At 69.9% G+C, this 17,868-nt stretch carries 18 protein-coding genes and 2 pseudogenes; 19 read left to right on the top strand and 1 reads right to left on the bottom strand.

Annotation, left to right across the window (positions count from 1 at the left end):
- The first annotated feature begins 237 nt into the window (after positions 1-237).
- The 19 genes and pseudogenes from ACTIGN_RS23295 (at position 238) to ACTIGN_RS23385 (ending at position 16,133) form a co-directional block, all read left to right on the top strand.
- A complete protein-coding gene (locus tag ACTIGN_RS23295) occupies positions 238-753 on the top strand; it encodes a hypothetical protein (protein WP_439628324.1) in 516 nt (171 codons plus the stop codon).
- Positions 750-1,325, top strand: a complete 576-nt coding sequence (locus tag ACTIGN_RS23300; protein ID WP_439628326.1) for a hypothetical protein — start codon at positions 750-752, stop codon at positions 1,323-1,325. Before ACTIGN_RS23295 ends, ACTIGN_RS23300 begins: the two co-directional genes overlap by 4 nt.
- 193 nt (positions 1,326-1,518) lie before the next feature.
- Positions 1,519-2,115, top strand: a complete 597-nt coding sequence (locus ACTIGN_RS23305) for a hypothetical protein (protein ID WP_439628328.1) — start codon at positions 1,519-1,521, stop codon at positions 2,113-2,115.
- A gap of 186 nt (positions 2,116-2,301) precedes the next feature.
- Positions 2,302-2,595 (top strand): hypothetical protein, encoded by a 294-nt coding sequence (locus ACTIGN_RS23310; RefSeq protein ID WP_439628330.1) that lies wholly within the window; start codon positions 2,302-2,304, stop codon positions 2,593-2,595.
- A gap of 690 nt (positions 2,596-3,285) precedes the next feature.
- A complete protein-coding gene (locus tag ACTIGN_RS23315; protein ID WP_439628332.1) occupies positions 3,286-3,723 on the top strand; it encodes a hypothetical protein in 438 nt (145 codons plus the stop codon).
- Positions 3,724-3,834: 111 nt separating this feature from the next.
- Complete coding sequence (locus tag ACTIGN_RS23320; protein WP_439628334.1) at positions 3,835-4,233, top strand: response regulator; 399 nt, start codon at positions 3,835-3,837, stop codon at positions 4,231-4,233.
- Between the two features lie 33 nt (positions 4,234-4,266).
- Positions 4,267-4,524 (top strand): annotated as a pseudogene (locus ACTIGN_RS23325) (class I SAM-dependent methyltransferase); the annotation flags it as partial.
- Between the two features lie 121 nt (positions 4,525-4,645).
- Entirely contained in the window at positions 4,646-4,882 is a 237-nt protein-coding gene (locus ACTIGN_RS23330) for a hypothetical protein (protein ID WP_439628380.1), read from the top strand.
- A 286-nt stretch (positions 4,883-5,168) separates the two neighbouring features.
- Complete coding sequence (locus ACTIGN_RS23335; protein ID WP_439628336.1) at positions 5,169-8,405, top strand: efflux RND transporter permease subunit; 3,237 nt, start codon at positions 5,169-5,171, stop codon at positions 8,403-8,405.
- A 35-nt stretch (positions 8,406-8,440) separates the two neighbouring features.
- Positions 8,441-10,120, top strand: coding sequence for an efflux RND transporter periplasmic adaptor subunit (locus ACTIGN_RS23340; RefSeq protein WP_439628338.1), 1,680 nt, complete (start codon positions 8,441-8,443; stop codon positions 10,118-10,120).
- A 54-nt stretch (positions 10,121-10,174) separates the two neighbouring features.
- Positions 10,175-11,737 (top strand): TolC family protein, encoded by a 1,563-nt coding sequence (locus ACTIGN_RS23345; RefSeq protein WP_439628340.1) that lies wholly within the window; start codon positions 10,175-10,177, stop codon positions 11,735-11,737.
- Positions 11,738-11,780: 43 nt separating this feature from the next.
- Positions 11,781-12,170, top strand: coding sequence for a hypothetical protein (locus tag ACTIGN_RS23350; RefSeq protein ID WP_439628342.1), 390 nt, complete (start codon positions 11,781-11,783; stop codon positions 12,168-12,170).
- A complete protein-coding gene (locus ACTIGN_RS23355) occupies positions 12,170-12,433 on the top strand; it encodes a DUF5985 family protein (RefSeq protein ID WP_439628344.1) in 264 nt (87 codons plus the stop codon). Before ACTIGN_RS23350 ends, ACTIGN_RS23355 begins: the two co-directional genes overlap by 1 nt.
- 49 nt (positions 12,434-12,482) lie before the next feature.
- Positions 12,483-12,758, top strand: coding sequence for a DUF5985 family protein (locus ACTIGN_RS23360; protein WP_439628346.1), 276 nt, complete (start codon positions 12,483-12,485; stop codon positions 12,756-12,758).
- A 32-nt stretch (positions 12,759-12,790) separates the two neighbouring features.
- A pseudogene (locus ACTIGN_RS23365) lies at positions 12,791-13,066 on the top strand (hypothetical protein); the annotation flags it as partial.
- Positions 13,067-13,364: 298 nt separating this feature from the next.
- Entirely contained in the window at positions 13,365-14,441 is a 1,077-nt protein-coding gene (locus ACTIGN_RS23370; RefSeq protein WP_439628348.1) for an AI-2E family transporter, read from the top strand.
- Positions 14,413-14,835: a YidH family protein gene (locus ACTIGN_RS23375; protein ID WP_439628350.1), complete on the top strand. Its 423-nt coding sequence runs from the start codon at positions 14,413-14,415 to the stop codon at positions 14,833-14,835. The genes ACTIGN_RS23370 and ACTIGN_RS23375 overlap by 29 nt, the downstream gene beginning before the upstream one ends.
- Positions 14,836-15,140: 305 nt before the next feature.
- Positions 15,141-15,794 carry a hypothetical protein gene (locus ACTIGN_RS23380; protein WP_439628352.1) on the top strand — a complete coding sequence of 218 codons (654 nt, stop codon included), beginning with the start codon at positions 15,141-15,143 and terminating at the stop codon, positions 15,792-15,794.
- 162 nt (positions 15,795-15,956) lie between these two features.
- Positions 15,957-16,133, top strand: a complete 177-nt coding sequence (locus ACTIGN_RS23385; protein ID WP_439628354.1) for a hypothetical protein — start codon at positions 15,957-15,959, stop codon at positions 16,131-16,133.
- 242 nt (positions 16,134-16,375) lie between these two features.
- Here the strand turns inward: ACTIGN_RS23385 and ACTIGN_RS23390 are convergent, their stop codons facing one another.
- Positions 16,376-17,863, bottom strand: a complete 1,488-nt coding sequence (locus ACTIGN_RS23390; RefSeq protein WP_439628378.1) for a hypothetical protein — start codon at positions 17,861-17,863, stop codon at positions 16,376-16,378.
- Positions 17,864-17,868: the final 5 nt, after the last annotated feature.

Genomic DNA, 17,868 nt, shown 5'->3' on the forward strand with positions numbered 1-17,868 from the left:
GAGGCGGTGCGGACGCCGGGTAACAGGAGGCACGTCAGCGTCACCTCCGGCACCTGGAACGGCGGGTCAGGGCTTCGCGAAGACCGTTGAGCACGCTGTTCGCGGCCTGAACCCGGGTCCGAATCTCGGACTCGATCGCGAGTGCGGCGGCCCCGTCACCCCGGTGCCACAGGGTGTGCACGGCGTCCGAACGCATCTGGTTCGACAGGGCGAACGCGAACCGTCCACCACGGCGGGGTGGTTCTGCGGGCCGGCGAGACGAAGGCCGGGACGGTCAAGGAGGTGCGGTTGCACCGCTCGACCTCGACCGGGCCACCTGTTCGGGCGGCGATCGACCGGAGCGTCCTGGCCCGTGCCCTCGCCCTCGGATGCCGGACCGCCCACCTCACGCCCGACAAGCCCGTCGTGTTCGAGGGCGAGGGCACGACCCTGCTGACCGTGACACTCGACCCGGCCCTCGCGGTCGGGCCGACGCCCGAAACCGACACCCTCAAGACCGACCACAACACCACCGAGAGGAGAGCCGTCGTGAAGCACGAGATGAACGGGCACCCGCCCAACGGCCGGCACGACCCGCCGGACGCCGATCCCCTGCTGCTCGCCGAGGAGCTGCGAGCCGCTCTGGGCGACGCCCTGGCCGCGGCCGCGCGGCTGGTGGCCTCGCTCAAGCACCAGAAGAAGGAGAAGAAGGCCCTGACCCAGGTGTGGTCGAGCCTGAAGGCCCTTAACCTCGGACCTGGGGCTCAGCCGTGACCAAAGTCGTGAAGACCCAACTGGCCGGGCTGGCCGGCACGGTGGCCGAGCTGAAGGAGCGGGTCCGCGTCGCCGTCGCGGGCGAACTGAGCCGTGCCGTCGGCGACGCCGTGCGGCAGGTGGTGCAGGCGATGGTCGCCGGCAGCACCGGGCCGCCGGCACCACGCCCGGCCGCGTCCCGCTGGGACGCGGGCGAGGAAGAGGACGACCGCGACGGCTGGGGGCGCACCCGCGAACCGTGGGCCGCCGGCCGCGATGACGAGGACGATGATTACAGTCGCGGTGCACGCCGGACCGCCCCGGGGCGGCACGAGGCCCCGGCCGATGAGCCGCCCCCCGTGAACGCGGGCGTGACCGCGGCCGTCGCCGCCGGGGTGTACGTCGCCCGGTGGTGGCTGGTCCGCCGGGGCACCCTGCTGGCCGCCGCCGGGCTCGGTCTCGGCGTCGGCCTGCTCGGCGTCATCGGCGGGCCGCTCGCCCGCACCGCCGTCGCCGTCCTGGCCGCGGCCGCCGACGTGCTGGCCGCCACCGACGCCCTCGGCGACGGGGCCGCCCGGCTCGAACACTTTTGACCGTCCGCCCGGGTCCGCTCACGCCGCCCGCCCGTCCCCAGCCCCAGGGCCTTCCGCCCGTGGGTCACAGCCGGGGTGCGCGCAGGAGCGGGCCGGGGCACACACAACGCAACGAACCGGATCACTCGTACCGCCTTTGATCACAACTACAGAACCCCGAACTAACCCCTACTCGCCCCGAAGGAGAACGGCCATGACCGCGACCGCCACCATGACCAACGGCAAGCCGGCCCGCAAGCAACTCGCCGACCAGCTCGACCGCCTCGACGGGATCATCGACTGCATCGCCGACCGCCTCCCGGAGGCGGTGGCCGACGCCACCCGCGAGGGCGCACGCCAGGCCGTCCGCGACGTCATCCTCGAACTGCTGACCAACCCGGAGCTGCGGACCCTGATCGCCGGCCTGGCCCCGGCGGCCCAGCCGGCCGTCGCCCCGGAACCGTCGGCCACGCCCGCCCCGTCGTCCGTGGCCGGCCCCGCGAAGTCCGAGTTCTGGGGCCGGGTGAGGGAGAAGTGCACGGCGGCGAAGGACGCGACCGTTCGCAAGTGCCGGGCCGCGAAGGCCGCGGTGGTGAACACCGCCCGCACCCTGTCGGCGATCATGCCGCTGAAGCAGATGCTGGCGGTCGGGGCCGGCGTCGGCGTGGCCGTCGCCGCCGTCAGCTACGCGTGCCCGCACACCGTCTCGGCGGCGGTGAGCGGGGTGTGCGGAGCGGCCACCGCGGTCGCCGTGCAGGTCGGCCGGTGGTTCCGCCGCTCGGCCGGACTGTTCGGCTTCGGCCAGGGCTGAGTTGGACGCGGCGGATGGGTGAACGGAGGGTCGGCGTCAAGCGAAGGGTACGGCCGGTCAAGCACCCCCGCGTGGGGTGCGTCAGCCCGTGCGAACCCGGACCTCGGCTCCGACAACCCGCTCACCGACCCGCCGCTCGACCCCGCGCAACACGTCTTCAACCAACCCAAACAGAGGGCACCCGCCGTGCCGTACCTCGTCGCCTTGCTGATCTTCGTCGCGCTCTCCGCGGCGTGCTGGTTCGTGTCCGTCGCCCTGTACCAGAACACCCTCAACGACACCACCCTGACGGCCTCGCCGGACTTCACAACAACCACCGCACTCTCCGTGGGGGTCGCGGCCCTAACCAGTTTTATCCCGTTCCCGGGTGTCCACCGGCGGGCGACACCGATGATGGCCTGGTCTGTGCAGTCGAGCGGGAGAAGTTCCATCCATTGCCTCCGCTCGCCAATGCGGGACGACCAGGTCATGGGTGAGTAGTCTACCCGCGAAACCCAGGGCCGCAAGGTGCGCGGGCTACCCCGTCTTGCCTCCAGACCTGGGCGGGAGGACTACGACTCTTCACCTGCATGGCGGGCAACAAACCCGCGCTGTAGTGTTAACCAGTTCGGACGAACTGAATTGCGAATGGGGATTGGTAAGTGGCAGTCGAGGGTACTCGGCGGAGCCCCATCGCCCGTGTGGAAGTCCTTGCGGAGGAATCACAACGAAATTTGATGTCTCGAGGCGTGTGGCTGTGGTTCCCGTCGTACTTGGAAACGGTGGGCCTGATCCGATGTTCGGCACCGGACTTGCCTACGATGCGACACGACGTCCCAGTTCTCATGCCATTAAATTCCTCCGTTCGCACTGCACGTGGCGGTTGGCAAAACGGCGCGAGTGCCCAAAGGATACGGTAGTTACTGCGATCCGTTTCCTGGTCGGGCTTCCATCAACAGTCCTACAGTGGGCAAATGCGTGGTGCCGCGACTTGGTGGCTCGCGTGTTAGTTAGCGAGCCTGGCCATTTGGTAATTACGTTCGCCGAAGCTAACCCCTCCGGGGCTTCCGTCGCCGCTCGCGGTTCGCGTCTGGTTGTTGGAGTGGCGAGGAACGGTTGGTCGTCCCCGGACGGGTCAGGTGGTCGCCGGGGTCGTTGAGCATTACGACCCAAAAACACGGGAAGATTGTCATGACGCCCTTTGACGCTGGCCCGACTCATCAGCCGGGCATTCTTGTCCTCGATCCAGACGTCCGGGCTGGTGCCGACCTGGCCCGCGGGATGGGGGCGGGAGGCTGGAGAGTATGGGTGGCCGAGGACGTGGCCTCGGTGATTGAAATTTTTCGTGTCTGCCGACACCAGATTGCCGTCGCCCTCGTCGATCTCCAGTCACCCACCCTTCATGGTGGAGTGGTCCTTGCCGAACTGGCACAGTGCGCCCCTTCCCTGATTCGCTGCGCGATGTCGGGCGAGATCAATCCCCCCGCCGCGGCTGGGTTCCGCCGTACGAGTGACGTCCCGCTGTTCACCAAGCCACTGTCCGCCCAATCTCTGGCGTTTACGCTTCACGTAATGATTTGCTCGTCCAACCGATCCCCACGAACGCAAGGGAACGGCGAGGCCGCATGAGATGGTCGTCCACATCGCACAACGGTTGCCCCACTGAGCGGCAAGTCAGTCACTGCCATCCCGATTGCAGATAGTAGAGGTCGCGTTCATCTGGAGGTTTTGGGGGCGAACATGCCGCGGCTTATCCTTCTTGTTGTCGATGACGAACCTCTCATCTGCCACGCTCTCCGACGTGTGTTTGCGTCCCCCGAGGTGGAGGTACGCACAGCAGGATCCGTCGCCGAGGGAGTCGGCCGGCTCAACGCCGAGCGGCCGGACGTGGTTGTGCTCGACTTACACTTGCCGGACGGCTCCGGGCTCGACCTGCTCGACCAGATTCGTGCGACCGACCCGAAACTGCCGGTCATCTTGTTCAGCGCACAAGAAGCCGGGGCCGCGACGAGCGAAGCGTCCAGGCTCGGGGCATTCGGTTACCTCGCCAAGCCGGCCGATTTAGACCGGATGAGCGATCTACTGGGGAAGGCATTCCAGGCGGCACGGTCGCTCCGTGCAGCGGCCGGGAAAAGCTAGATTGGGCGTCCGCCAGAGAACTGGAGGGGCGCGATGTGGGACGATCGCTATTCTCAGCACATTTTTGCGTACGGCACGAAGCTCAACGGGTTCTTGGCTTTCGTGGCCGGACGGATTCCGTCCGGCTCGGTGTTGTCCCTCGGCGAAGGCGAGGGGCGCAACGCAGCGTACTTCGCATGCCTCGGCCACCGAGTCGCCGCGGTCAATCAGTCGGAGGTCGGCCTCGCCAAGGCGAAGCGGCTGGCCGCCGACCGCGGCGTGACGATCGAAACGGTCTGCGCCGACCTGGCGAACTATCCGATTGAGCCGGCGGCGTGGTCCGGCATTGTGTCGGTCTTCTGCCACCTGTCCCGTCGGGGCAGGGGCTCTCTACGCGGCGGCCGTCCGTGGCCTGCGGCCGGGCGGTGTCCTCGTGCAAGAGGCGTACACCCCGAAACAGATCGGCCGCGGCACCGCCGACCCGCAAGACCCCGACCTTTTGCTGTCGCTCGACGACCTGACCGGCGAACTCGCCGGGTTGGACCTCGTCCACGCCCGCGAGTTGGACCGGGAGGTCCGCAAGGGGGCCTACCACACGGGTGTTGCCTCGGTCGCGCAGGTCATCGTGGTGCTGCCGCCCGCCCTCACGACGCCCCGGTCGGACGGGTAAGTTGATCACGTGATGAGCCACTCCCACCCCGCTTTGGAAGTCGAGTGTTCACCGACATTCTCGACTTGGCTACCGTGCGGGCAAGTTGCCCGCGCCGACGTTGCTACCGCGATGAATGCCTTGCAACGCGAGCGGCACGCTGTGTGCGGTATTTTGCACAACCTGTGTCTTCCTCACAATAGTGGCCTCGCGTGTTCAGTTATTGACCACGATCGGATCCACTGTGACCGGGTATTGTTCAGGTAGACTCTGCGTTTCCAACCGCACGCACCATCCGGGACGCGACATGGGACTGGTTAAACTCGCCCTCGGCAACATCCACGGGGTGATCGTCTTTGCCCTCTTTATGACGGTCCTCGGGGCGCTCGCGATCGTCTCGATTCCGGTCGACATTCTCCCCGCGTTCAAGGTGCCCGCTGTCCAGGTTCTGACCTACTTCAACGGCATGCCCGCGCGGTCCGTTGAGCGGACGCTGACCGACCGCATCGAGCGGTGGGTGAACCAGGCCCCGGGCGTGGCGAACGTCGAGAGCCGGTCCGTGTCCGGCGTCAGCGTCGTGAAGCTCTACTTCCGCGAGGACACTGACCCGACGGCCGCACTGACGCTGACCAACTCCCTCGCCGGCGGCGCCCAGGCGTACCTCCCCACCAACACGCTCCCGCCCGTCGTACTGCCGTTCGACCCGACCGGCACGCTGCCCCTCGGCATCCTCACGGTCAGCAACCCGAAGATGGCCGAACAGGAGGTGAAGGACCTCGCCCGCGTCGAGGTCCGCAACCGGCTCGGCGCGATCAGCGGCGTCGTCGCGCCGGTGGTCGTCGGCGGCAAGGACCGCCGCATCATGATCTACCTGGACCCGAAGAAGCTGGAGTCCCGGAACCTCTCCGCGGTGGACGTGGTGGCCGCCCTCGACCGCGGGAACGCGATGGTCTCCCCGGGGACCGCGTACTTCGGCGAGAACCAGGTCTCCCTCGACACCAACATGATGGTCCGCACCGTCGACGAGTTGAACGACATGCCCGTCACGTTCGACGCCGGCCGGCAGATCCTGCTCCGCGACGTCGGGGTGGCCGTCGACGACGCGGTCATCCAGAAGTCCCGCGTCCGGGTGAACGGCAACCAGCAGGTGTTCGTCCCGATCTACCGGCAGTCCGGGTCGAGCAGCCTGGCCGTGGCCGACGGGGTGCGGGCGGCGGTGCCCCAGATGGAGGCGGAGCTGCCCGAGGGGAGCAAGCTCGCCTTCGTCATCGACCAGTCGGAGTACGTCCGCAAGGCCATCGAGAGCCTGATCCACGAGGGGATCATCGGGGCCATCCTGGTCTCACTGATGATCCTCATCTTCCTGGGCAACTGGAAGATGACGCTGATCGCGTCGCTGTCGCTGCCGCTGGCGATCCTGGGGGCGGTCATCGGCCTCCAGACGACCGGGCAGACGATCAACGTGATGACCCTCGGCGGGCTGTTCCTTGCGATCGGCCCGCTCGTCGACAACGCGATCGTGGTGCTGGAGAACACGCACCGCCACCTGGAGATGGGCAAGACCCCGCACCAGGCGGCGTCCGACGCGACGACCGAGCTGACGATGCCGGTGATCGTCGCCACGCTCGCGCTCATCATCGTCCTGTGCCCGGTGGCCCTGACGCCGGGCGTCAGCGGGTTCCTCTTCAAGCCGCTGACGATGGCCGTGGCCTTCGCCATGCTCGCGTCATTCATCCTGTCGTGGACGTTCGTGCCGGCCCTGTGCTCGAGGCTGCTGACGGGCCACGGGCACGGGAGCCACAACCCCGGCGGGCACAGCCCCCCGGAGCGCGCCCGCGGGTTCTTCACGCGGGCCTACGGGGTGATCAACGGCGGGATCAACTTCGTCGGCCGGTGCTACGCGGGCCTGCTCGCGGTCGCGCTGCGACACCGGATCCCCGTGCTACTCGGGGTCGGGCTGCTGTTCGTCGCGTCGCTCGGGCTGGCGAAGTTCATCGGCCAGGAGTTCTTCCCGGCCGTGGACGCCGGGCAGATCACGATCCAGGTCCGCGGGCCGTCGAACATGCGGCTCGACGCGACCGAGCGGCGGATCATCGACGTGGAGGCCGCGCTGCTCCTCGACCCGGAGAGGCCGGACCTCGGCGGCATCCCGGGGAACGAGCTGCAGATGGTCGTGTCCGAACTCGGGCTGAACAACGACTGGTCGGCCGCGTACTCCGCGAACGCGGGCCAGCAGGACTCCGTGATCCGCCTCCAGTTGGCGCCCGAGCGGACCAGGTCGGCCCAGCAGTACGCCGTGCTCCTCCGCAAGAAGCTCGCGGCCGACCCGCGGTTCGCCGACCTCGAGTTCAGCTTCGACACCGGCGGGATGGTGTCAGCGGCCCTGAACTTCGGGGCGTCGTCGCCCATCGACATCCAGATCACCGGCGGCACGCCCGAGGAGAAGTTCGAGGCCGCCGCGAAGATCAAGGGCCTGGTGGCCGGCGTGCCGGGCGCGGCCGACGTGCGGGTCCTCCAGCGGAACGACTCGCCCTACCTCGTTCTGGAGGTGAACCGGGAGAAGGCCCAGGCCGTCGGCCTGTCGGCGAAGGACGTCGTGCTCCAGGTCGTGACCGCCATGAACTCCAGCATCGCGCTGACCCGGAACTTCTGGATCGACCCGAAGAGCGGGAACCAGTACTTCATCGCCGTCCAGTACCCGGACAACCCGTACTTCAAGATCGAGGACCTGCAGAACATGACGGCGACCGGGACCAACCAGAGGCACCCGGTCCAACTCGCCACGCTCGTCACGGTCCGCACCACCGCCCAGCCGGTCGAGTTCAACCACGACGGGTTGAAGCGGGTGGTCGACGTGCAGGTGAACACGGAGAACCGCGACATCGGGAGCGTCGCGGCCGACATCAGTAAGCGGCTCAAGGGGCTGGACCTGCCCAAGGGGATGAAGGCCGAACTCCGCGGCGAGTACGCCCGGATGCGGGAGTCGTTCGACAGCCTGGCCGTCGGGCTGGCGCTGGCGTCGGTGCTGGTGTACCTCCTCATGGTCCCGCTCATGCGGTCGTTCGTCATGCCCCTCATCATCATGGCGACGGTCCCCCTCGGGCTGATCGGGGTGCTGGTGATCCTGTGGGCGACCGGGAGCACCCTGAACGTGCAGTCCGAGATGGGCGTGATCTTCCTGGTGGGGATCATCGTCTCGCAGGGCGTGCTGCTGATGGACTTCGCGAACCAGCTCCGCAAGCAGGGGCGGACGGTCCACGAGGCGATGGTCGAGTCCGCGGTGATCCGCTTCAAGCCCATCCTGATGACGTTCCTGGCGACGTTCCTAGACCTGCTCCCGATGGCGATCGGGCTGGGCCGCGGGAGCGAGGCGCTGACGCCGCTGGCGCGGGCCGTCGTGGGCGGGCTGGTGTCGTCCACGGTCCTGACACTCTTCGTCGTACCGATTCTGTACACGCTCCTGATTCGGGACAAGCGCCACCCCCGCGGGCACCACGACGGCCACCCCACCGACCACCCGAACGCTGACCCGGTCCGGGGCTGAACCCAGCCGCGAACGGACGACACGGAGCCGATGCGATGAGCGACTCTCCCGATACCGAACGGCCCACCGAACCGACCGCGGGCGGCCCGGTCCAGTTGCACGGGCGGCCCGCGCACCGCGCCTCCGGCCGCACGAGGCGGCAGCTCGTGGGCGGGCTCCTCGTCCTCGGCGCACTCGCCGGGGGCGGGGCCGCGGCCGCGCTCCTGATGGGGTTCCTCCCCAACCCCACCGTCGCCGGCGACCCGAGGGCCACGGGGCTGGACGAGCCCCGCGACTCCGGGCCGCTCCAAGTGAAGGTCGTCGGGCCGAAGCGGGACCCGAACTTCCGCATCACCATCCGCCGGGTGGCGGTGATCGAGCCGTACTTCCAGGCCGGGCTGCGGGCGCGCGTGTCCGGGGTGGTCCGGAGCGTCACCAAGGACATCGGGGACGCGGTCCGGGCCGGCGAGGTGCTCGCGGAGATCGACGTCCCCGACCTCACGCAGGCGGTGGAGCAGAAGGACGCCCTCATCCACCAGCGGGAGAAGGAACTCGCGGCCGCCCGCGCCGACCTGGCCGTCGCCCGGTCCGCGGCCGACGCCGCCGCGGTCGCGGTCAAGTTCAAGGCGATCGAGGTCACCCGCGCCCGGGACCTCCGCACCGCCCGCAAGCTCGAACTGGACCAGTGGGCGATCCTGTTCAAGGGGGACGCGGCCGTGCGGGCCCGGGTGGACGCGGCGACGCTGGAGCACCAGGCCGCCGACCGCGCGTTTGAGATTTCCGAGGTGGACGTCGAGAAGGCGCGGGTGGAACAGGCCGGAAAGGCCGCAAGTCTGGAAAAGTCGGCCGCCGATATAGAGCTCAAGCAGGCGCTCGTCGCCGTGGCCCAGCGGGACCGCGACGCCGCGCTCGTCCAGCTCGGGTACACCCGGCTCTACGCCCCGTTCGACGGGGTGGTCGTGGCCCGGAGCACCGACCCCGGGCGGTTCGTGTTCGGCGGCGCGAGCGGGTCGGCCGAGGCGCTCGTGACCGTGGCCCGGACCGACCTCGTCACCGTGGTTGCGAAGGTGCCCGACAGCGCCGCCCCGTTCGTCTCCTGGGACACCGAGGCGCTCGTCGAGTTCGCCCAGCTCCCGGGGGTCACCGTCCGCGGCCGGATCACGCGGTACAGTCACGTGATCGACCCGGCCGACCAGACCATGCGGGTCGAGGTGGACGTGTACAACGGCACCCAGGCCGAGTACCGGGCCATGCTCGCCCGGTCCGCGGCGAAGGGCTCGATCGCGCCGCTGATCCCGCTCGACACGGCGGCCGCGGTCGTCGCGGCCGGGGCCGGCCTCATCCGGAGCAAGGCCGAACACAAGGGCTGGCACGAGGGCGACGCGCTGACCCCGGACTGGGGCCGCGACGGGCACTACCGCCGGATCGTCGCGGGGACGACCGCGACCGTGCGGCTGGACCTGGAAAAGTTCGGCGACTCGCACCTGCTCCCCTCCGGGGCCGTCTACGGCCGGGCCGGGCAGTCCTACATCCTCGTCGTCGAGAACGGGGTCACGCGGCAGGTGCCGGTGGTGGTGCAGATGAACGACGGGCGACTGGTGAAGGTGGCCCTGGTGGCCTCGTCGGGCGGCCAGCAACTGCTCCAGGAACTGACCGGCACCGAGGTCGTCGTGGCCACGCGGCAGTTGGAAGTGGGCGAGGGACGCAGGGTCGCCCCTGTGGCCGAAAAGTGGTGAGCGGCTCACCCCGCGCGGGACGCGCGGGTCGGGTTCATGACGCAAGGAGACGCGATGATTTCCCATAACGACTGCCGCGGGTGGTGCGTGCGAACGGCACTCGGCATGGGCCTCTCGCTCGCGGTCGCCGCCCCTTCGCGGGCCGAGCCGCCCGCCCCGGCGCCCCGCATGTACGCCCCGGCGACCCCTCAGCCGTCGGCTCCGGCGCGGCCCGCTCCGCCCGCTCCGCGGCCCGCGACGTACCCGATCGACCTGCCGACCGCCCTGCGGCTCGCCGACGCCAGCAACCCGACCGTGGGGGTCGCCCGCGCGCGGGCCCGTGAGGCCGTCGCGCAGCTCGACCGCGCGCGGGTCGCCTGGATCCCGAACCTGTCGTTCGGCCCGACGTTCTTCTACCACGACGGGGTCGACCAGAACCGCCGCGGCGACATCTTCACCGTCGCCCGCGGCAACTACACCCTCGGGGTCGGCCCCACGGTGCGGGTGGACGTGTCCGACGCGCTGTACCTCCCGCTCGTCGCCCGCCAGCACGTCCGCGCCGCGGACTCGCACGCCCGCGCGACCGCGAACAACATCCAGCTCGACGTAGCCGTCGCGTACCTCGACCTCGTGGAACTGCACGGCCTGATGGCGATCAACGCCGACATTCTGGACCGCACCGAACAGATCTACCGGGCCGCACAGCTCGGCGCAAAGGCCGGGCTGAACAAGACCGCGGCGGACGTGAACCGCGCCGCGACCGAGGTGAACTTGCGCCGCGAGGAGGGCATTGTGCTGCGGGGCCGCACGGACGCCGCGGCGGCCCGCTTGGCCCGCCTGTTGCTCCTCGATCCGACGGTCGAACTGACGCCGTTCGAGGTCGCCGTCGTCCCGGTGCTGCTGGTGCCGGGCGAGTACACGCTGGAACAGTTGGTGCAGACCGCTCTCATGGCCCGACCCGAAGTCGTCGTGGCGCAGGCCGGGGTGGCGGCGGCGGACGCCCTGGTCCGCCAGGCGAAGGTGGCCCCGCTCCTGCCGCGGGTCCAGGGCGAGTTCATCTTCGGGGGCCTCAGCGGGGGCCGGGGGAACGACTTCAGCCCGTTGCAGAGCCAGTACAACACCGGCGTCGCGCTGGTCTGGAACTTCGAGAACTTCGGGCTCGGGAACGCGGCGACGGTCCGCGGCCGCCGGGCGGGTCAGGACGCCGCTGTCTTCCGCCTGCGGGAGACGGAGGCGCTGGTGTCGTCCCAGGTCGTCGAGGCCGCGCATACGTCCGCCGCCCGGTTCGAGACGCTGGAACCGGCGCAGGAGGCGGTGCGGCAGGCGCAGGAGATGTACCGGAAGTTCCGGGAGGCCTCGTTCGGCGTGGTCGGCGCGAAGGCCCAGTTCGACGCGCTGGAGCCGCTCACCGCGGTCCAGGCGCTGAGCGCCGCCCGGGTCCAGTACCTCCAGCAGGTCGTGGAGTTCAACCGGTCGCAGTTCCGGCTGTACACGGCGATCGGCCAGCCGGCCCTCGGCGGGCTCAACTGCGCGGTCCCGAACCCGGTGGACGTGCCGGCCGTTCCGGGCGCGCCCGCGGCCCCGCCGAAGCTCCCCGACCCGCGGCCCGCCCCCGCCACCCCGCCCGCACGGCCGTAACAGAGGCACCGCCATCATCTTCAACCGGGTGAGGGTCCGGGAAGTGGAGCCGTTTCCCGACGACATCGCCCGGTTCCTCGACTCGCACGTCGAGTCGGTCGACCAACTGGAGATCCTCCGCGTTCTCGCGAAGGACCAGAGCCAGGAGTGGACCGCGGCCGCTCTCGCCGGGTACATTCAGGCCGAGCCGCACGCGACGTCCGCGCACCTCACCGCCCTCGGCGCGCGGGGGCTCGTGCGCACGGACGCCCGCGAGCAGGGGGTCGTGTGCCGGTACGCCCCCGCGACCCCAGAGCTCGCGGCACTGCTACACCGTCTGCTCAAACTATATAACGAGCGTCCGGTCAGCATGATCAGGCTGGTGGACGCCCGTCGCGCCGACCCGGTGCGGGCGCTGGCAAACGCATTCCGACTGCGACAGGAAGGCAACTGATGGAAGGGGCCGTCTACCTCTTGTGCGCCGCGACCGCCCTGACCTGTGGTCTCTTGCTCCTGCGGGGCTTCCTGCGGACCCGGACGCGACTGCTCCTGTGGTGCGCGGTGTGTTTCCTGGCGCTGTTCGCCGAGACCGTGACCTTGTTCGCGGACCGCATAATCTTCCCGGACGCCGACCTTGTACTCGTCCGGCGGTCACTGGCGCTGGCCGGCGGTACCGTACTCGTGTACGGCCTCGTCTGGGACACGCCGCGGCGCTAACGGGCGCGCCGGGGGGACGGGCGGGTCCTCGAATCGAACGGGGGCGGCGATGGACCAGGTCATGTCGGGGGCGATCGCGATGGTCTTCGGCGTCGCCGCCCTGTTCTTCCTTCGCTTCTGGCGCGACACCGGGGACCGCCTCTTCGCGTTCTTCGCCGTGGCATTTGTTCTGATGTCGGTGAACCGGCTCCACCTGGCGCTCATCGCGCCCCTGGACGTCCGGGAGGAGCGGTACTGGGTCCGGTTCGCCGCGTTCGCCCTGATCCTTGTGGCCATTCTGGACAAGAACCGGGCCTCCCGAGCCTCGGCCGGGAAGCGTTGGTAGAGGCAAGTAGAGCAGTTTCAGGACGCGCGCGTGGCGAGAAGTTCGGGGAGGACGACCGCCTCGGCAAGACGATCATCTTCGCGAAGAACGAGAAGCACGCGAAGTACATCGCCGAGCGGTTCGACGTGACCTACCCGCACCTGACCTACCCGCACCTGAAGGGGCAGATCGCGCGGGTCGTCACGTTCCAGACAGAGTACGCCCAGAGCCTGATCGACGACTTCTCGCAGAAGGACAAGGCACCACACATCGCCATCTCCGTGGACATGCTCGACACCGGCATCGACGTGCCCGAGGTGGTGAACCTGGGTAACGGCCTGGCGAAACACGTCGCGTGCCGGAGTGAGGGCGGAGCGAGGTATCTCCCACTGATTCGCGATCGCCAGGCCGGAAGTGATACCGAATCTCGTCGATCAGTTTCGGTAGCTTCGCATGCAAACCCCGGAGTTCGCGGCTGATACGGACCAACCGGACGCAACCGATCCACGAGATTCGGTATGACTCATGGTGTGGAGGTTTTCCCGGGGGCGTGTGCGGACGGCTTCCGCGGCGGTACGAAATTTGCGTGCGCCTCGGGGACTCCAACTCAGGACGAGGGACACGGCGATGAACGACCCGAGGGCCGACTCCGATCCGGGCGGCCTGCCGGACCTCGCCGTGCAGGCCGCAGTCGTGACGGGTGTCGGCCTCCTGTTCGTCGTGCTCGTCGTCGGGGCCGGATACGCCTTCGACGTGCTCATGCTGGCGTTTGCAGGGCTGCTGTTCGCCATCCTACTCCGCACCGTCACCGACTTCGTGAAGCGGCACACCCGGATGGGGGACAAGCCGGCCCTCGCCGCGGCGGTACTGGTGGTCGTCGGTGTCGTGGTCGGCGTCGGCTGGTTCCTGGTCCCGCAGGTGACAGAGCAGGGCGACGAGTTGCGGCGGACCCTGCCGAAGTCCCTCGACCGGCTGACCGCCGAGACGAAGAAGTACGAGACGGGCCGGTGGGTGCTGGAAAACGCCCCGGAGCCGAACGACCTGATGCCCCGGCGGCGTGACCTGCTCGTCCGGATCACCGGCGTCTTCTCGACCGCCCTGAACGCGGCGGGGGCGGTGTTCGTGGTGTTCTTCATCGGCCTCTACCTGGCCGTTCAGCCCCGGATGTACTTCGACGGGATCACCCGGCTGGTGCCGCTCCACAACCGGGATCGGGCCAGGGAGGTCATGGGGAAGATCGGGACGGCGTTGCGGTGGTGGCTAATGGGCAAGCTGGTGGCGATGGTGTTCGTCGGGGCGCTGGTGTGGCTCGTGCTCCTGGTGCTCGGCTTGCCGTTCGCCCTGACGCTGGCAGTGATTGCCGCCCTGCTCACCTTCGTCCCGAACTTCGGGCCGATCATCTCGGCGGTCCCGGCGGTGCTGATCGGCCTGCTGGACAGCCCGACAACTGCGGTGTGGGTGGTCGTCCTGTTCACCGCCATCCAGGCCGTCGAGAGCTACGTCCTCACCCCGGTCATCCAGCAGTCGGTGGTCGCCCTACCCGCCGCCCTGACGATCACCACCCAACTGATGCTCGGGTCGTTCGTCGGCGGGATCGGGGTGGCCCTGGCGACCCCGCTGACGCTGGTCGCCCTCGTGCTGGTGCGGACGCTGTACGTCCGCGACCTGCTGGGCGATGCGGACGGCGAAGCCGAAGTCACCTGAAGCCGAGCCGGGCATCCCCGGCAACCCGGGGATGTACTTCGCCTCCGAGATGTACTTCGCCGCCGAGCGGCCCCTCCTGGCGTGGGTGCGGACCGGGCTGGCGATGACGGGGTTCGGGTTCGTGGTCGCTAAGTTCGGGCTGTTCCTGCGGGAGATCGCCCACGTCCGGGGGTTGCCGCCGCACCGCCAGTCCGGGACGGCGTTGATGGTGTTCGGGGTGGCGGTCAGCCTGGGTGCCGCCGTGGGTCACCGGCGGACGGTGCGGCGACTGGAGCGGGAGCGACCCCTCCGGTTCCGCCGGCTGTCGCTCGCGGTCGCCACCGCCGGGTTGCTCGGAACGCTCCGCCTGTCGGTGGCGGTCTACCTGCTCGCCGGCCTGGGCGATTCGGGCTGAACGTCGCGGTCGCGGGACGGCGAACCGGGTGGCCTGCGGCACGTGACGCAACGTCGCGATTTCTCAAGTTAACGGGTCAACCCACGGTACCCGCACGACCGATTAATCCGATACAGGACGCGTCGCACCGAGATCGGCGTGAGGGATGCTCCGTGCGAGTTCACCGCGTACTTCGGTCGGCGGCATTATTCGCCCTGATCGGGGCGGGCGGTTGCACCCACCACAGCCTGACCCGGAACACCGTGCGGACCACCACAACGGTGATGGACATCCAATATCAGAGCGTCCTGTCCAACTTGGCCCTTATGTCCTGCCAGCCCGAGGGACTGCCGAACCACGTCCACCTGGCCGACGGGGTGGTGCAGATCAACGACCGGGCCGGGTTCGGGCAGGGGGGCGGGTTCAGCGCCCTGGGCGGTGACTTCGGGATCGACCGGTTCGGCCCGTCCGGGCAGCGACAAGTGACCGAGCAGTGGGGGACCGACGCCACCACCGACCCGGAGCGGCTGTACGACCTCCAATGCCTGTACCGGGTGGCCCTCGGAACAACCCCGATGCCGCCACCGAACTCCATCGCCTACCTCCGTAGAAACCCGCCTTCGGAGCCGCAGAAGGGCAAGTCGGGGAGAGACTCGTCCGGCGGCACGACCTCGACCGGCGGGGGCGGCTCGACCCCATCCGGCGGCGAGTCGGGTAGCAACGACGCGAACCGCCGGGTGCCGCTGGACGTGATGTTGACCGACGTGCCGCCGCCGGGGTGGTACCGGGTCGGGTGCAAGAAGGACGTGCCCAAGGACGCCTGCTACGTCGGGCGGTGGGGAGACCGGTACGCCTGGGTGACTGCCGGCGGGGTGCCGGAACTCGCCCGGTTCACGACGACGGTGTTGCTGGTCATCAAGCTCAAGCCCGGCGAGCGGGCCGGCGGCAAAAACGGCCTGGCGATCACCGGGGGCAACTGAAGCCCAGCGGTCCGTTACGAGCCTGAACGCGGTGACCGAGACGCCGATCGGGTGGGTGAAAACCGTGGCACGTGGCCAGCCGCTCGATGCCGTGTTCAACACCGTGAACGATACGACCCGGCGGCCGTTCGGGTGGGCATCGCGGGTTGGCCGGTGGAGCGGGTGACCGTCACCGACGCGCCAGGCCTCACGTTCGCCGGCGAGCGGCTCGCAGCGGCCTGGCGGCTGGAGTCCCGGCTGCGGCTCGGCGGCCGGCGGGTGCCGATGTCCGGGGCGTCGGTGCTGCCGTTCGGGATGTCCGCGGTCCCGGTCCTCAACAACGGCCCGGCCGAGTGGTGAGTCGAGGAGCGGTTCGGCGACCGAGCCGCGCTGGTCGGTGGCGTCGTCGAAGCATCGCGGGTGCTGGTTGCGGACCTGCGGCGGATCGCCGGGAACCGGTGGCCCCCGCCCCGGAAGCGGAGGTGGCCGCGGCCGTCGTGATCGTCCGCTCACGTCGCAGCGGCTGACCTCGGGCGGGGTGCCCGGAGCGTGCCCGGCCCCCGGGCGGCCCGCCAACGACTGACGACCTCGGCCGAGCGGGCCTACCTCTTGACCTCCGCCTTGTCGGCCTCGGCGGGGCCGAGGAGCCCGTCCCGGTCGAGGTCGAGCCGGTCGAACACGTCGGCCGGGCCGGTGAACTCGCGGCGGGACACGTCGCCGTCCCCGTTGCGGTCCATCGCCCTGAACCACGCCGCTCCGCCCCGCAGGTCGGTCCCGAACGCCACCGGGTACCCGCGGCTCGCCGCGATCAGGACGAGGTGCGGAATCCTCGCCGTGTCGAGCACCCCGTCCCGCAGGCACCCGACCTCCTTGAGTCGGTCCGCGGCGCCGCGGAGTTCGCGGGGCGACAGCGCCCCGTCGTGGTTCGTGTCGAGCAGCTCGAACAGCCCGTTCCCCGCGTCGAGCACGCTCAGGAGCACCTGCCCGCGGGCGAGGTGCTCCTGCACCGCGAGCCAGGCGTCGAGTTCCTTGGCGCTGAGCGTGCCGTCGCCGTCGCGGTCGGCGGCGGGCACAAGCCACGCGAGGCCGCCGGTCCGCCGCCCGCCCTTCGGGGCCGGCGCCTTCGGCTCCGGCGCGTCCGGGGCGGCGAGCTGCGCCCGGAACTGGCCGCGGGCGGCCGCGAACGCCTCGGTCACCTTCCCCTCGGCGACCCAGCCCTCGACCCGGACGGTGCCGGCGGCGACCGCGAACGTATCAGTCGGGCCGGGCTTGCCGCCGAGCTTCACGACCACGCGGGCGTCGGGCTCCCGTGCGCGCCACGCGGCGAGGTCCGCGGCCGACCGGGTGTCGGGCGAATCCTTCGCCCGGCGCTTCACCACCTGGGCGGCCCAGTGCGTGTCCCGCGCGTCGGCCGGGAGCAGGACGAGCGGGAGCTTCGCGAGCACGTCCGGGAGCGGCTCGGCGGTCGGGGCGGCGAGGAGCGTCGTCCCCGCCGCCCCGGGGTACAGCACCTTCGGCACCAGTTCGCCGGCCCCGATCAACTCGTCGTCGTTCTTGTCGAGCGGCCTCAGTGCGTCGGCCGCGGCCCTCAGCTCCTTCTCGGTGACCTTGCCGTCGGCGTCGGCGTCGAGGTGCTTGAGCAGCGCGGCGGTGAGGTCGGCGCTGGCGGGGAGTCGGCCGGCGCCGACCAGCGCGTTGCCGAGCCCCGCCCGGCGGTAGAACGCGGCGAACTCCTTCTCGGTGACCTTGCCGTCGGCGTCGGCGACGAGGGCCGCGAACTCCGGGGCCGCGCCGGTGGGCGGCGCGAACCCGTTGCCGAGCGCCTGCCGCAGCGCGAGCGCCGACGGAGCCGCCGCTGCCTCCTTCGCGTCGAGCGCGCCGTCGGAGTTGCGATCGAGGAACGCGAACAGCTTCGCGAACGTCTCGTCCCACACCGCGGCGACGGGCCTGCCGTCCACCTCCACGCGGAGTTCGACGCGGGCCAGCTTGTCGCCGGTGAGGACCAGTTCGAGCGGCGCGGCGGGCGCGGTCGGGTCCGCTGCGGGGGCCAGGGCGGCCGCGCCGCCGATCAGGAGCGAACCGAAGAGCATGCGGG

The sequence above is a fragment of the Gemmata sp. genome (genome assembly GCF_051859125.1).
Lineage (GTDB): Bacteria > Planctomycetota > Planctomycetia > Gemmatales > Gemmataceae > Gemmata.